The following is a 15,318-nucleotide window of genomic DNA, read 5'->3' as shown; positions in this document are numbered from 1 at the left end:
CAACTGGTATAAGAAGAAAAGAGTCGTTTTTGTGGTAGTGACAGGCTGGCTCGTCGTAAGTTTTACGAAAGGAGGTGGAAACAAAAAGAGCCACCATAATGAAATAGTAGCTCTTTCTTTATTTACTAGCCTAAGGTAATACTTGGCTCTTTTGTCTAAGCCAGAGTTATTATTTTAACAATGACTCAGTTAATACTGGACGAATTTCTTTTACAATCGCTTGGCAAAGCTTAGGCGCGCCACAGATGATGTTGCCGCTACGGTTAAAGTTAGCACCGCCTGCAAAATCAGTGACCATACCGCCTGCTTCTTTTACTAACAGCTCACCGGCTGCTGTATCCCAAGGCTTAAGGCCAATTTCAAAGAAACCATCCATACGACCTGCTGCAACATATGCCATGTCTAAAGCTGCAGAGCCCGCACGGCGGATATCAGCTGTATGAATGAATAATGCTTTGAACGCTTCTAGGTAGGCATCCATGTGGTGCTTTTGCTTGAAAGGGAAACCTGTTGCAAGCACAGTACCTTGTAATTCAATAGACTTAGATACACGAATACGTTTGTTGTTTAGCTGTGCGCCTTGGCCACGAGAAGCAGTAAATAATTCGTCGCGGATTGGATCGTATACAACAGCTTGCTCTACGCGACCTTTAACTCTTAGCGCGATAGAAACAGCATAATGAGGGATACCTTTAACGAAGTTAGTTGTACCGTCTAGAGGATCGATAACCCAAAGGTAGTCTGCATCTTTGCCTTCGTGATGACCAAATTCTTCACCAACAATAGCGTGATCAGGGTAAGATTTTAAAATTGTGTCACGAACGATTGATTCCGCATCTTTATCGATGTTAGTTACTAAATCATTTGTGCCTTTTTGAGTAGCTTCAACGCGCGATAAATCTTCACTTGCACGTAGGATAATCTTACCTGCGTTACGCGCAGCGCGTACCGCAATGTTCAACATTGGATGCATAGCATTACCTTTAGGTTGTAAAAGAACAGGATCATTTTGAGCCGGCGTATTCTAGCGGTTTTTTCTCTAAAGTAAATAACCAATTGTGAATTTCTCTGGTTGTTTTTTGTACTTCGTTGCTACATAAAGATTTTTAATTTCTGGTTGTGGAGCTTGGAAAAACGCAAATTAGATATGCTACACTGCGCCATTATTTTTGTTTGAGACTCGTGTAAATGGCTTTAGAAGATATTCGAATTGTATTAGTGAACACCTCACACTCTGGCAATATTGGCTCTGTTGCGAGAGCGATGAAGACGATGGGGTTATCTAAGCTTTACTTAGTTGACCCTGCATGTGAAGTGGACAGCCATGCAAGTGCATTGGCGGCTGGCGCAACCGACGTGTTGGGTGCAGCGACTAAAGTCGATACACTTCAAGAGGCGATTGCTGATTGCGCTTTAACTATTGGCACGAGTGCGCGCTCACGCACTTTGTCGTGGCCAATGGTAGACCCGCGTGAGTGTGCACAAAAATTGGTTGCTGAATCGGTGAATGGCCCAGTTGCATTGGTATTTGGTCGAGAAAACAGTGGCTTGTCGAACGAAGAGCTGCAGTTGTGCAACTATCACGTATGTATTCCGGCTAATCCTGAGTATAGCTCGCTTAATCTTGCGATGGCAGTGCAAACGTTGGCCTACGAAACGCGTATGACATACTTAGACACGCAACAAAAGCAGCCAGAAGAAGTGGATGAAACGATTTACCCATCATCAAAGCAGATGGAGTTATTCTACGAGCATCTTGAAAATACCCTGAATGACACCGGCTTTATCATCAAACAGCATCCGGGCATGGTAATGACTAAGCTAAAGCGTTTGTTCAACCGTGCTAGACCGGAAGATCAAGAACTTAATATTCTACGTGGGATCCTAAGTTCGATAGATAAATCTACTAACAAGTAAACCAAACACGATAACAGTATTGGCCAATTCAGCACGCCAATACTGTTATATTTCTACTGTCTAAATATCAACCATTCCTTTTGTGAAATCTTGCATAAATCTTCATCACTAATACTTGACTAAAATACTCAGGTAATTACAATATCCATAATACCTGATTAAATTACTCAGGTATTTCGGGTAGGCATACGAGGGTTGCAGATTTAAAGCCGTTATTATGCTTGGTTAATACTTGACTATCTTAGTCAAGTAATTAAAATTTGCAGCTTGGTAAATTAGCGGGGGTTATGCATGAAACTGACATCAAAAGGCAGATACGCCGTGACAGCAATGTTAGATGTTGCGTTACACGCAAGTATTGGCCCTGTTCCACTAGCCGATATCTCTGAACGACAAGAGATTTCGCTATCTTACCTTGAACAATTATTTGCCCGTCTACGTAAACATGGCTTAGTTAGCTCTGTACGTGGTCCAGGCGGCGGCTACTTATTAGGCCGTGATGCACACACAATTTCCGTTGGTGATGTGATCAATGCTGTTGACGAGTCCGTTGACGCAACACGTTGTCACGGCGAAGGCGGCGGCTGCCAAAGCGGTATGCGCTGTCTAACTCATTCATTGTGGTCTGATTTAAGTGTGCGAATTGAAGAATTTTTAAACAGTATTTCCCTAGCCGAGTTAGTCGCCGACGCGGATGTTCAATCCGTAGCAACGCGGCAAGATAAGCACGTTAAACGTGTTATCGAGCAATTAGACAATATTCAAGTGAGCTGTCAACTCTAGGTTGACGTCAAGCGGAGAGATAAATGAAATTACCGATATATCTAGATTATGCAGCAACCGCTCCGGTTGATCAGCGTGTTGCAGACGAGATGATGCAGTGCCTGACAATGGATGGTAACTTTGGTAATCCAGCTTCTCGTTCACACCGTTTCGGTTGGCAAGCAGAAGAACTGGTTGATCAGGCGCGTAATGATATCGCTGATTTAATCAACGCTGATCCGCGTGAAATCGTTTTCACATCTGGTGCAACTGAGTCAAACAACCTTGCAATCAAAGGTGCTGCGCAGTTCTATAAAAAGAAAGGTAAACACATCATCACCGTTCGTACAGAGCACAAAGCAGTACTAGACACCTGCCGTGAGCTTGAGCGTCAAGGCTTTGAAGTGACGTATATGGATGTTGAAGACAACGGCTTACTTGACTTGAAAAAGCTTGAAGCAACCATGCGTGAAGACACTGTTTTAGTGAGCGTAATGCACGTTAATAACGAGCTAGGTGTTATTCAAGATATCGCGACTATCGGTGAGATGTGTCGTGAGCGCAAGATCATGTTCCATGTTGATGCGGCGCAAAGTGCTGGCAAGGTACTAATCGACCTACAAACATTGAAAGTAGACTTTATGTCATTTTCGGGCCACAAAGTTTATGGCCCGAAGGGTATCGGTGCGTTGTACGTACGCCGTAAGCCACGTGCGCGTTTAGAAGCACAAATGCACGGTGGTGGTCATGAGCGCGGTATGCGTTCTGGTACTCTTGCTACTCATCAAATCGTGGGTATGGGCACAGCATTTAGAATTGCTAAGCAAGACTTTGAAAAAGACCATGCACACATCAGTGCGCTTCGTCAGCGTCTATTGGACGGCCTAATGGATATGGACGAAGTTTATTTTAATGGTGCTATCGACCAATCAGTACCTGGCATTGTAAACATCAGCTTCAACTTTGTTGAAGGTGAAAGTCTACTAATGGCAGTTAAAGACATTGCGGTTTCTTCAGGTTCTGCATGTACATCGGCGAGCTTAGAGCCATCTTATGTACTGCGTGCTCTAGGTCGTAATGACGAATTAGCACACAGCTCAATCCGTTTCAGTATTGGTCGTTTTACGACAGAAGAAGAGATCGATTACACCGTCAATCTTCTTAAGAATTCTATTGGTCGCTTACGTGAGATGTCACCGCTTTGGGAAATGCACCAAGATGGCATCGACTTAGATAGCGTTGAATGGGCACACCATTAAGCAAGTTTTAGCCGCTGGCTGGATACTATCCAGCCGCAAGCAGGTAGTGAGGAAATAGTTATGGCTTACAGTGATAAAGTTATCGACCACGTTGAGAATCCACGTAACGTAGGTTCTTTAGACAAGAACGATCCAAGCGTAGCAACGGGCATGGTGGGGGCACCTGCATGTGGCGACGTAATGAAACTACAAATTAAAGTGTCAAAAGAAGGCATCATCGAAGATGCGAAATTCAAGACATATGGTTGTGGTAGCGCGATTGCATCATCATCCCTTGTGACTGAGTGGGTGAAAGGTAAATCGTTAGAAGAAGCTTCCACTATCAAAAACACTGATATCAGCGCTGAGCTTGAGTTGCCACCAGTGAAAATCCACTGCTCAATTTTGGCAGAAGATGCGATTCAAGCTGCGATTGCAGATTATAAGAGTAAACAAGCGAAGTAAGAGACTATTATGGCAGTGACGTTAACAGATGCAGCCGCTAATCGCGTATTAGCCTTTTTGAGTAACCGTGGAAAAGGCATAGGGCTGCGCGTTGGTATTAAAACCACGGGCTGTTCAGGTCTTGCTTATGTTCTCGAATTTGTCGACGACTTAGATGAAGGCGACGAAGTATTTGAAGACAAAGATGTCAAAATCATCGTTGATGCAAAAAGTTTAGTTTATATCGACGGCACAGAGCTTGATTACACAAAAGAAGGTCTGAATGAAGGGTTTAAATTCAATAACCCAAATCAGAAAGACGAATGTGGCTGTGGCGAAAGCTTCACCGTATAGTTTGCAACAGTGAATAGCTTAAAGCCCTGCCTTGGTGGGGCTTTGCTGTATTAGGTGCGTATGCGTTATTTTGAATTATTTGATTTACCTGTTGATTATCACGTTGATTTAAACAAACTAAATCAAGGTTATTTAGAGCTACAGCGTGCAGTTCACCCAGATAGATTTGCTGGTAAAAGTGAGCGTGAGAAGTTGCTCGCGGTACAGAAAACCGCAGAGATCAATGACGCGCTAGCGGTACTTAAACACCCAGTTAAACGCGCCGAGTATATGCTAAGCGAAAAGGGTGTAGACATACGTGCAGAGCAACAAACGTTGCAAGATCCGATGTTCTTAATGCAACAGATGGAGCTGCGTGAAGCATTAGAAGAACTACCTGATGCGGCGGATCCCGACGGCGCGATTGCAGAGTTCGAAACACAGATTAAAGCGTTAGATACAGAGTTTAGCGCCTCCCTTGCCGAGCAGCTTCAAAGCGATGACATGAGCACATTAGAAGCCGCAGCAGACAATATTCGTAAGCTAAAGTTTGTCTACAAGTTACGCGACGAATTAGCACGTATCGAAGATGAATTATTCGATTGATGATGTATAACATCAACAAACGTTAAAGTGAAAAGAGCATTATGGCATTATTGCAAATTGCTGAGCCGGGGCAGAGCGCGGCACCTCATGAGCATAAATTAGCGATTGGTATTGACTTAGGTACCACGAACTCTCTTGTGGCAACAGTACAAAGTGGCGAAACGAAGACCCTTAGCGATTTTATGGGTAAACCTATGCTGCCGTCGGTAGTAAGGTACACCGACTCAGAGGTTATTGTTGGTGAACAAGCCCAAGCTGCTTCTGCTGAAGACCCGACTAATACGCTTATTTCTGTAAAACGTTTTTTAGGTAAAACGCAATCTGAAATAGAACAAAGCTATGGTCAGTTGCCTTATAACTTTGTCGATAATAACGGTTCGCTTGCTATTGAAACCGTAGCTGGCGCTGTAAGCCCAGTGCAAGCCTCCGCTGAAATTTTAAAAACATTACACCAACGTGCTATTGATAGCTTTGCTGGTGAGGATGTAATGGGCGCGGTGATCACCGTACCTGCGTATTTTGATGATGCACAAAGGCAAAGTACAAAAGACGCAGCCGAGCTTGCTGGTCTAAAAGTATTAAGACTTCTCAATGAGCCGACTGCAGCCGCGGTAGCTTACGGCCTAGACTCCGGTCAAGAAGGCGTGATCGCGGTTTATGACCTTGGTGGTGGTACGTTTGATATTTCTATCTTACGCTTAAACCAAGGAGTGTTTGAGGTATTATCAACCGGTGGTGATTCTAGCCTCGGTGGTGATGACTTTGATTCACTGTTGGTCGATTTCTTTAAACAGCAAACGCAGCTATTTGATTTAAACCCAAAAGAGCTACGCTTGTTTATCAATAAGGCAAGAGCCTGTAAAGAAGCGCTTTCAAGCTATGAAACGGTAAACGTAGAGCTACCAGTTCGCGAGCAAAAATTTGTAGTTTCGATCACGCGTCAAGCATTTGCTGAAATGGCAATGCCATTGGTTAAAAAGACTTTGCGCTCTTGTCGCCGCGCGTTAAAAGACGCCGATGTCACAGCAGAAGAAGTCTTACAGGTTGTAATGGTGGGTGGGTCGACTCGTATGCCGGTGGTGCGTGAAGAAGTCGGTAACTTCTTTGTCAAAGAGCCACTAACATCAATCGATCCAGACCGTGTGGTGGCATTAGGTGCTGCTATCCAAGCTGATATTTTAGTGGGTAACAAGCCTGACTCTGACATGTTACTGCTTGATGTATTGCCATTGTCTTTAGGCTTAGAAACTATGGGTGGGTTGGTTGAAAAGATCATTCCACGTAATACCACTATTCCTGTTGCACGTGCACAAGAGTTTACCACTTTTAAAGATGGTCAAACCGCTATGTCATTGCATGTATTGCAAGGTGAGCGTGAGCTCGTTGATGATTGTCGTAGCTTAGCTAAATTTAGTCTAAAAGGCATTCCACCAATGGCGGCAGGCGCTGCGCATATTCGAGTCACTTTTAGAGTTGACGCTGATGGTCTATTGAGTGTTTCGGCTGAAGAAAAGTCGACAGGCGTGCAGGCTGAGATCCAGGTAAAACCGTCGTTTGGTTTGAGCGATGACCAAGTAGCACAAATGCTAAAAGATTCGATGAGCAATGCCAAAGAAGACATGAGCGCTCGTATGCTTAAAGAGCAGCAGGTTGAAGCACTGCGTGTATTAGAAGCGTTAGAGGCATCGCTTGCAACAGATGGTCATCTGTTGGCAGAAGATGAACTCAATACACTGCGCGGTGCAATGACTGAACTTGCACAAATTCGCGAAAGTGCAGACAATCCAGAGCAGATTAAAAAGGCGATCGAAGAAGTCGATCAGGCGAGTAGTGATTTTGCTTCACGCCGTATGGATGAATCAATTAAAAAGGCACTGCAAGGGCAGTCGGTAGACGAGGTGTAATATGCCACAAATTATCTTTTTACCCCATGAAGAGTTATGTCCGGAAGGTGCTGCAATCGAAGCGAAAACGGGTGAAACTGTACTCGATGTGGCGTTGAAAAACGGAATTAGTATTCCACATGCCTGTGAAAAATCATGTGCATGTACTACGTGCCATATCGTTGTTCGTGAAGGTTTTGACTCGCTGGAAGAAAGCGATGAGTTAGAAGATGACATGCTAGATAAAGCATGGGGTCTTGAAGCTGAGTCGCGTTTAGGTTGCCAAGCGATAATTAGTGATGAAGACTTAGTGGTTGAAATTCCAAAGTACAATCTCAATATCGTTAATGAAGACCATTAAGTGCTGCTAACAACCTAGGTTGTTACTGACAAATTTAATAAAGCCGTAGTCTGATACTACGGCTTTTTGCTTTTCTAGGAGGAACGCTATGTCACTCATCAGTAACCCCGAATTTTCACTTATCAATGGCCAAGCACATCATAGTAAAACGCATGTCGATGTGGTTAATCCTGCAACTGGAGAGCACCTTGCTCAGGTTTCTGAGGCGGATAATCAGGCTGCCGATAAAGCGCTGCAAGCAGCGGCTGAAACCTTCGAAAAACTCGCTAGCACGACAGCACATGCCCGTAGTCAAGTACTTAGAAAATGGTACGAATTGGTAATAGAGCATCGCCAGGCCTTGGCTGAAATCGTCACTAAGGAACAAGGCAAACCGCTTAAGGAGGCACTTGCCGAGGCGGATTATGCTGCAGGATTTATTGAATGGTATAGCGAAGAAGCCAAGCGCGCCTATGGTCAGGTTATTCCCAGTCATTCTCAATCACATGAGCTAACTACAATCAGGCAAGGGGTTGGTGTTGTACTTGGGATCACACCGTGGAATTTTCCACTGGCGATGATCACCAGAAAAGTAGCACCAGCTTATGCTGCAGGCTGTAGTTTTATTTTAAAGCCCTCTGAGAAAACTCCTCTTGCGGCCATCGCCCTTGCAAAGCTGGCTATTCAGGCTGGAATGGAAGTTGGCGCTTTTCAGGTGTTAGTGACTAACGACTCTAAAGGGTTAGTAGCACACCTTACTGAGTCACCACAAGTGCGAAAACTCACGTTTACGGGATCAACACAAGTGGGGAGTGCGTTGTTAAAGCAATGTGCCGACACAGTGAAAAGAACGTCAATGGAGCTTGGTGGTAATGCACCATTTATTGTTTTCGACAGCGCTGATGTTGAGCAAGCGGTAAGTGGTTTGATGGCAGCGAAGTTCAGAAATGCAGGACAAACTTGTGTGGCCGCAAATCGTGTGTTTGTCGCGAAAGGTATCTCGGCAGAACTACTCAATACACTCACTCAGCAGGTTAGCACGCTCACCTTGGGAAATGGTCTAGAGCAGGGTATTGATATTGGTCCACTCATTTCACTTGAAGCCAAACAAAAAGCACAGCAGCTGTTAGAAGATGCGTTAGCTAAAGGTGCGAGCATCGCTTATCAAGGTGATAAACAAAGCGGCCAATTTATGGCACCGGTAGTTATCACGGGTGTAAATAGCACCATGCGGATCTTCCATGAAGAAATTTTTGCACCGATTGTCAGCATTATTGATTTTGAGAGTGAAGATGAAGTGGTAAGAATGGCAAACTCTGTGCCAGAAGGGCTTGCTGCTTATTTTTATTCGAATGATGGCAATCAAATAAGGCGAGTAAGTCATGCGCTTGAGTATGGCATGGTTGGGATTAATGAAGGGATCATATCCAATCCAGTAGCGCCTTTTGGTGGTGTGAAGTTTTCAGGTCTTGGTCGAGAAGGAGCACAGGAAGGATTGCTTGAATACCAAGAAATAAAGTACTTATGTCAAAAGTTTAGCTAGTTCACACTAATTGCGAGGACGTCTTTCCTCGCAATTGCTTTTATTCTGCGCAAAAGCTCAGTACACTTACCCGCTTATTTGAGTTTTGATATTTTTTCAATGATAGGAATCGAACAACCCCCTAAGCTGATCATTTTGGCAGGTGGATTAGGAAGCCGCTTTGGTGGTAATAAGCAGGTTGCTGAGCTGCCAAGTATCGATAAAAGCATTATGGAATTGAGCATAATTGACGCGCATCATGCTGGTGTGCAAGATGTTATTTTGATCATCAATGACAAAGTGCGAAGCCTAATCGAAAATGTGATATTGCCACGATTGCCGAAGGCGCTGAACATTACTTTAGTGCAGCAGCGGCTTAGCGATATTCCGAATGAATTTATCGACTGTTTGGCAGGGCGAGAAAAACCATGGGGCACAGGACATGCGCTGCTGTGTGCAAAACCATACGTTGATAAGCCTGCGATAGTTATTACGGCGGATGATTATTACGGGCCAGATGCATTTGAGCAGCTTGTTGAACATTTTCAGCATCATAGCAATATGGCGATGGTCGCATACCCAATTATAAATACCTTATCAGATCAGGGTGGAGTAAACCGTGGCGTTTGTCAGGTACAAGCGCAACAACTACACTCGGTTGAAGAGGCATTAGATATTCGCTTTGAAAACGGCGAGTTGTCAGGTGATATTGCAGGTAAGCGGTGTAAGATAGCACACTCTGCGCTGGCTTCGATGACCTGCTGGGGTGTGACACCGTCACTTTTTGATTCATTAGAAGCCGGGTTTAATGCATTTTTAAGGAATTATGACAACGGTGTCAAAAAAGAGTATTATCTGCCAGATTGTATCCAACACAGTATCAATAAGGGCCGACAAACCGTGTCGGTCTACCAAGCTAAATCACATTGGTACGGTATAACTTATAAGAGCGAACTAGACATTGTCGCGAGAAAGATTTATGAAGCACGTCAGGGAAGATAATCATCTCCACACAACTACATCCGACTTAACTCCTTTTGAGGTGAATATGGAGTATCAAGCCGTTGCGCAACAACTTGCTGATGAATACGGTCTCATTAGTGAAGAAGCTAAAATGAAGCCGATCGGTAGTGGTCATATCAACACGACTATGCTGTTGCAGGACAACCACAAAACCATGGTGGTACAAAAGCTAAATACCACGGTATTTCCAAACCCTTTGCATCTTGTTGAAAATGCGCGAGCGATTGAACAGCACTTAACAGCAAAAGCCTTAAATGGTGAATATAGTCTCGCTATCATAAAGCATCTAGCGACGAGTTCAGGCCAATATTTAGTCGATATTAATGATGAAGTTTGGCGTGCGCTTGCATTTATTGGCCGCAGTTATAGCGAAGACGTAGTGGCAAACGAACAGCAAGCATTAACCGCTGCAAACGCTTTTGGGCAGTTTGCACATGCGCTAAATGATTTTGATGCGGCGCAGTTACATCATGTCATTCCAAATTTTCATAACTTGGCGATGCGTATTGATGCATTTAACCAAGTGCTAGCGAAAGATGAGCATGGTCGCGCGGACAAGTGCAGTGATGTTATCGCTGCTTTTCAGCAGCAATTTGCGCTTGCAGAAGAGCTGCAGCAGGCACAAAAACAAGTACCACTTAGAGCTTGCCACAACGATACCAAAATCAACAACATGCTGTTTTCAACACAGAGTGATGCAGCGCGAGCCGTTATTGACTTAGATACTTGTATGCCAGGTAACTGGTTATTTGATTTTGGCGATATGGTGCGTACCTTCTGTTCGCCAGAAGCTGAAGACTCAACGAACTTGAGTAATGTGCAGGTAAGAGAAAATATCTTTGCCGCGTTGGCGCAAGGGTACATTGAACCGTTACAAGACAGTGTGACTGAAGCAGAGAAAGATAGTTTTATTCTTGGTGCCAAAGTGATGCCATTCATGATAGGTCTGAGATTTTTAACAGATCACTTAGATGGAGATAATTATTTTGCAACCCACAGAGCCAATCATAATCTCGACCGTGCGAAGAACCAGTTTGCGTTGTATTCCAGTGTGCTAGAAAAAGAGGATTGTCTGAATAATATTATCAGGGCAATTTAACAGTTTAATATATTTTAAGAAAAAGCGCTTCAAGCGCTTTTTTTGCGGCTTTATCGCAATGTTTTGAACCTAAGATTGGGATAGGTTAGCTTGATAGCGAGCAGTATTAGTGCTGTTGAGAAGTATCGTTTAGGAGTAAGAATGAAAAATATAAACCGCCGCGACTTTTTAAAAGCCGCAGGAGCGGCAGCGGCTGCGAGTGTAGTAGCTGGGTGCGCAAGTTCTAATCAAAATAACAGCGTTGTACCTAAGCAACAAGGCCGCTCTGTTATTGGGCTCGTAGCACCAAAAATGGACGTGGTTCGGGTAGGTTTTATTGGGGTTGGCCAACGTGGCTATGGTCATGTAAAGCGCATGAGTCACATCGATGGTGCACGTATTGTCGCGATTTGTGATACCCATGATGAAGTGCTTGAAAAATCGGCTGACTATCTTGTGCGCGAGCGAGGTTTGCCGAAACCTGCGCTGTATCGTGGTGGTGACTTAGCTTATCAAGAAATGCTTAACCGGGATGATATTGACATCGTTATAATTTCAACACCCTGGAAATGGCACGCGCCGATGGCAATTGATACCATGAATAGCGGTAAGCACGCGTTTGTTGAAGTGCCTTTAGCGTTGACCGTTGAAGAAATGTGGCAGATAGTCGACACCGCAGAGCGCACGCAAAAGAACTGTATGATGATGGAAAATGTCAATTACGGTCGCGATGAGTTGATGGTACTGAATATGGTTCGCCAAGGTGTATTCGGTGAGTTATTACATGGTGAAGCTGCATATATTCATGAGCTACGTTGGCAAATGAAGGAAATTGAGCACAAGACCGGCTCATGGCGTACACACTGGCATACTAAGCGAGATGGTAACCTATATCCAACTCATGGTTTAGGTCCCGTATCTCAGTACATGAATATTAACCGCGGTGACCGTTTTGATTACTTAACTTCTATGAGTTCTCCCGCCCTAGGTCGTGCAGCCTATGCAAAACGCGAATTTCCGGCAGATCATGAACGCAATCAACTACATTATATTGCGGGTGATATGAATACCACGATGATTAAGACCATCAAAGGACGCAGTATCATGGTACAACATGATACGACCACGCCTAGGCCTTATTCTCGTCACAATCTTATTCAAGGAACTAATGGGGTCTTTGCTGGTTTCCCTAATCGTATCGCGTTAGAGCAAGGTGGTACTAAGAGCTTCCATGAATGGGATTACGAAATGGATTCATGGTATAAACAATACGACCATCCGCTTTGGACTAAAATGGGTGAAGAAGCACAGCGCAACGGCGGTCATGGTGGTATGGACTTTTTAATGTTCTGGCGGATGATCTATTGCCTGCGCAATGGTGAGGCGCTAGATCAAGACGTATACGACGGTGCCGCTTGGTCGGTAATTTCTCCATTATCGGCTCAATCAGTCGCTAATCGCAGTGAATCATTGAGTATTCCAGACTTTACCCGTGGAGCGTGGAAAACCGCTAAACCATTGGGTATAGTAACAGTATAAAAATACACACTTTATCATCGTCGAATTAAGCGCTACAGGCGCTTTTTTTTATACTCGATTAATACGGTTTTTGGAGTGGCTATGATGCGCTATCGGTTCTTGTTATTCTTTATATTAATACTGAGTGGTTGTAGTAACTCCGTTAATATCAGTAAGAAAAATACATTCATCAGCCATGCCGATGCTTACTTTAATAGCTATGCTCAGCGGCAGAACTTTACCCAGTTTATCGAGTTCTATGCCGAAGATGCCGTGCTTGAAGATATGGTTTTTGGTCATAGGGCACGAGGTAAAGATCAGATTACGGCTTTTTTTAATTGGTCTGCTGGGAATTTTGCTGTGCTGGATGAACAACCCGTATTAGTGGTTGAGGATAAAGTAGTCGATAGCACGACTCGAACCGTGGTTGCTAGAGGCGTTTTTAATCGCTTTAATTATGCGTCACGCGAGTTAGGTCCTTGGCGATTTCTGATAGTGCTAAAGTTTGACGAAAAAGGTAAAATTATCTATCAGCAAGACTGGATTAACTATACCCCAAAATCGGATTTTACCGGTGGGGAAAATCTAAACCAGCAATATTAATAATCGGCTGCCATTTGTAAGGAGCGCCCATGCAAGTTTCTGTTGAAATAAGCAAGTACCCACTGCACCAAGACTATATCCCTTTTATTAAAGGTTTTATTGATAGGCTGAATGAGCATGAAGGGATCAAGGTGATCACAAACACGATGTCAACTCAGGTCTTTGGTGAATTTGATTTAGTGACCTCAGTATTGAACCAAGAAATGAAACACTCATTTGAAGCTTACGGAAAATGTATTTTTGTTTGTAAGTTTATCTCAGGCGATTTATCTCCAGCTGATAGTGCCTGCAATTAATGGACTGGTTTACTGAAACCTTTGCAGGGTTCACAGCGATGTCGAGTTGGGAGTATATCGCTGTGGTGCTGGCAGTCGCCTATTTACTACTGGCAATTCGAGAGAATATTTGGTGTTGGCCTGTGGCCTTTATTAACACCTTCATCTATACCGTGCTGTACTGGAACGGAGCACTAGTGATGGAATCACTGTTGCACTTTTACTATATGGTCATGGCCGTTGTTGGTTGGTGGATGTGGCGTCAGGGTGACAAAAACAAGCCCAGTGATATTGTTTCTTGGTCGTTATCAAAACATCTTTCAATCATTGTTATTACTTCAGTGGTTTCCGTTGTGCTCGGGTATTTCACCAAGCATTATATGGCAGCAGATCTCGCCTATTTAGATAGCTTTACCACGTGCTTTGCGGTGGTGACGACCTATTTAGTGGCTAAGAAAATTCTTGAAAACTGGTTATATTGGGTCGTGATTGATGCAGCCTCCATCTACCTTTATTACCTTAAAGGTTTCTATCCTACGCTGGTACTATTTATTTTCTACACCTTGATGGCGTGTTGGGGCTACAAGCGTTGGTACGAAGAATATGAAGCTAAGCAAGGAAAGACGCTTGCAGCACTCTGAGCTTGAAAAATTAAAACTAAAGGTGGATACCGTATTCAAGGTTTCAGCTGAGCGATTAGAAAAGCTAACTAAAGGTGTGAGTAACAATAATTACCTGATGGTGAGTAAGGGCGAAAGCTACCTATTAAAATGCTATAACCATGGTATTCCTACTGAGGCACTAAAGGCACAGAATGAGTTAGCACAGCAAGGCATTACTTCTAAAGTACTGCAGTACGACCTACGCACTCGTATGGCACTATTCACCTTTATGCCAGAAGTGTGTGCTGAGCCAAAGTTAAATACTGCGTTGTTAGCACAAGTTATTCAGGTGCATAGCTTAGAGCTTGAAGTGTATGAGGTGCTGGACTTAGTCGGTTATGTTCAGGCTATTGATGAGAAACTGCGTCACTTAGTTGATATCGCATGGCTTATCGAAAGCTTAGCTTCTTTACCCGTGGATCAGGCGTTTTGCCATAATGACTTAGTCATGGGCAATATCATTCAAACTCCGGAGGGGGGTCGGTTAATCGACTTTGAGTATGCTTGTCATAGTGACATCTTTTTTGATTTAGCAGCGCTGGTGTGTAGTTTTAGCTGTGGTGTCGAAGCAGCACTTACGGTGGTTGAGTCTTACTTTTCTCTAAAGCGGCAAGCCATGCCTTCATACGCTCAAGCTAAACTGACGGTATTTTGCCAAATTTATTTGATTGTTAGCATTCAATGGTACGAGCAGCGCGGCGTAATGATAGAAGCTGAAAAGCTTAGACAGTTACTGAAGCAGTGGATACTCTAGCTACAAGCTGAGCCAGTAGCGTGTGATATTCCTTGATCACATTACTGGCCATTACTATTGGGTAGTTTAAATCCCACCCAGTCGCTGTGCTAACTCTTTGTATTTTTCAACATCTGCTTTGTCAAAGATAGGTTCGCCATTGGCATCTGTGTCTTTGGCGACTAGCAAGTTTTCTCGTGCGAGGCGTCTTACGCGCTCAACCTTTACGTCAAGAAACTCTGCAACTTGCTCTGTTGTCATCGGTGTCATATTTGGGATCCTCAATGATGTATCGCGATATTTCTGAACGGGCAGCAATATCAGTCTATTTTATTATTTTCAAAGCATAGTTGAATAACTGGTTTTTTGCCCAAAGTACAG

General features: G+C 43.8%; 18 protein-coding genes. 16 read left to right on the top strand and 2 right to left on the bottom strand.

What is annotated here, in order from left to right; genetic code table 11:
* Positions 1–169 precede the first annotated feature (169 nt).
* A complete protein-coding gene (gene suhB, locus L3V43_RS11670) occupies positions 170–973 on the bottom strand; it encodes an inositol-1-monophosphatase (RefSeq protein WP_010607217.1) in 804 nt (267 codons plus the stop codon).
* 215 nt (positions 974–1,188) lie between these two features.
* Between suhB and trmJ the strand changes: the two genes are divergently transcribed.
* The 16 genes from trmJ to L3V43_RS11590 all read left to right on the top strand — a co-directional run bounded on the left by trmJ (position 1,189) and on the right by L3V43_RS11590 (position 14,958).
* Complete coding sequence (gene trmJ / locus L3V43_RS11665; RefSeq protein WP_010607218.1) at positions 1,189–1,917, top strand: tRNA (cytosine(32)/uridine(32)-2'-O)-methyltransferase TrmJ; 729 nt, start codon at positions 1,189–1,191, stop codon at positions 1,915–1,917.
* Between the two features lie 291 nt (positions 1,918–2,208).
* Positions 2,209–2,700: a Fe-S cluster assembly transcriptional regulator IscR gene (iscR, locus tag L3V43_RS11660; protein ID WP_010378960.1), complete on the top strand. Its 492-nt coding sequence runs from the start codon at positions 2,209–2,211 to the stop codon at positions 2,698–2,700.
* 23 nt (positions 2,701–2,723) lie between these two features.
* Positions 2,724–3,938, top strand: a complete 1,215-nt coding sequence (locus L3V43_RS11655) for an IscS subfamily cysteine desulfurase (protein ID WP_010378962.1) — start codon at positions 2,724–2,726, stop codon at positions 3,936–3,938.
* A gap of 60 nt (positions 3,939–3,998) precedes the next feature.
* Positions 3,999–4,382: a Fe-S cluster assembly scaffold IscU gene (gene iscU, locus L3V43_RS11650; RefSeq protein ID WP_010607219.1), complete on the top strand. Its 384-nt coding sequence runs from the start codon at positions 3,999–4,001 to the stop codon at positions 4,380–4,382.
* A 9-nt stretch (positions 4,383–4,391) separates the two neighbouring features.
* Positions 4,392–4,715, top strand: coding sequence for an iron-sulfur cluster assembly protein IscA (gene iscA, locus L3V43_RS11645; RefSeq protein ID WP_010378967.1), 324 nt, complete (start codon positions 4,392–4,394; stop codon positions 4,713–4,715).
* Between the two features lie 60 nt (positions 4,716–4,775).
* Positions 4,776–5,300 carry a co-chaperone HscB gene (gene hscB, locus L3V43_RS11640; RefSeq protein WP_010378969.1) on the top strand — a complete coding sequence of 175 codons (525 nt, stop codon included), beginning with the start codon at positions 4,776–4,778 and terminating at the stop codon, positions 5,298–5,300.
* A 41-nt stretch (positions 5,301–5,341) separates the two neighbouring features.
* Positions 5,342–7,204 (top strand): Fe-S protein assembly chaperone HscA, encoded by a 1,863-nt coding sequence (gene hscA, locus L3V43_RS11635; RefSeq protein ID WP_237116663.1) that lies wholly within the window; start codon positions 5,342–5,344, stop codon positions 7,202–7,204.
* A 1-nt stretch (position 7,205) separates the two neighbouring features.
* Positions 7,206–7,544, top strand: coding sequence for an ISC system 2Fe-2S type ferredoxin (gene fdx, locus L3V43_RS11630; RefSeq protein WP_010607222.1), 339 nt, complete (start codon positions 7,206–7,208; stop codon positions 7,542–7,544).
* Between the two features lie 88 nt (positions 7,545–7,632).
* Positions 7,633–9,066 carry an NAD-dependent succinate-semialdehyde dehydrogenase gene (locus L3V43_RS11625; protein WP_102057533.1) on the top strand — a complete coding sequence of 478 codons (1,434 nt, stop codon included), beginning with the start codon at positions 7,633–7,635 and terminating at the stop codon, positions 9,064–9,066.
* A 99-nt stretch (positions 9,067–9,165) separates the two neighbouring features.
* On the top strand, positions 9,166–10,047 hold the full coding sequence (locus L3V43_RS11620) for an NTP transferase domain-containing protein (protein ID WP_199539665.1): 882 nt from the start codon (positions 9,166–9,168) through the stop codon (positions 10,045–10,047).
* Positions 10,048–10,093: 46 nt separating this feature from the next.
* Entirely contained in the window at positions 10,094–11,167 is a 1,074-nt protein-coding gene (locus L3V43_RS11615) for an aminoglycoside phosphotransferase family protein (protein ID WP_010607225.1), read from the top strand.
* 141 nt (positions 11,168–11,308) lie between these two features.
* A complete protein-coding gene (locus L3V43_RS11610; protein WP_102057530.1) occupies positions 11,309–12,685 on the top strand; it encodes a Gfo/Idh/MocA family oxidoreductase in 1,377 nt (458 codons plus the stop codon).
* 81 nt (positions 12,686–12,766) lie between these two features.
* Complete coding sequence (locus tag L3V43_RS11605) at positions 12,767–13,267, top strand: nuclear transport factor 2 family protein (RefSeq protein ID WP_102057529.1); 501 nt, start codon at positions 12,767–12,769, stop codon at positions 13,265–13,267.
* 29 nt (positions 13,268–13,296) lie between these two features.
* Positions 13,297–13,563, top strand: a complete 267-nt coding sequence (locus tag L3V43_RS11600) for a YkoF family thiamine/hydroxymethylpyrimidine-binding protein (protein WP_237116664.1) — start codon at positions 13,297–13,299, stop codon at positions 13,561–13,563.
* Positions 13,563–14,183: a nicotinamide riboside transporter PnuC gene (gene pnuC / locus L3V43_RS11595; RefSeq protein WP_039493061.1), complete on the top strand. Its 621-nt coding sequence runs from the start codon at positions 13,563–13,565 to the stop codon at positions 14,181–14,183. The genes L3V43_RS11600 and pnuC overlap by 1 nt, the downstream gene beginning before the upstream one ends.
* The gene (locus L3V43_RS11590) at positions 14,146–14,958 is read left to right on the top strand and encodes a phosphotransferase (RefSeq protein WP_237116665.1); all 813 of its coding nucleotides are present in this window, start codon (positions 14,146–14,148) and stop codon (positions 14,956–14,958) included. Before pnuC ends, L3V43_RS11590 begins: the two co-directional genes overlap by 38 nt.
* 66 nt (positions 14,959–15,024) lie before the next feature.
* Here the strand turns inward: L3V43_RS11590 and L3V43_RS11585 are convergent, their stop codons facing one another.
* The gene (locus L3V43_RS11585) at positions 15,025–15,207 is read right to left on the bottom strand and encodes a helix-turn-helix domain-containing protein (protein WP_010607231.1); all 183 of its coding nucleotides are present in this window, start codon (positions 15,205–15,207) and stop codon (positions 15,025–15,027) included.
* Positions 15,208–15,318: the final 111 nt, after the last annotated feature.

It is taken from the genome of Pseudoalteromonas sp. L23, assembly GCF_021728455.1.
In the GTDB taxonomy this organism is placed as follows: Bacteria; Pseudomonadota; Gammaproteobacteria; order Enterobacterales; family Alteromonadaceae; genus Pseudoalteromonas.
Note: the sequence above shows the minus strand (reverse complement) of the source record. Positions and strands in the feature narration are given on the sequence as shown.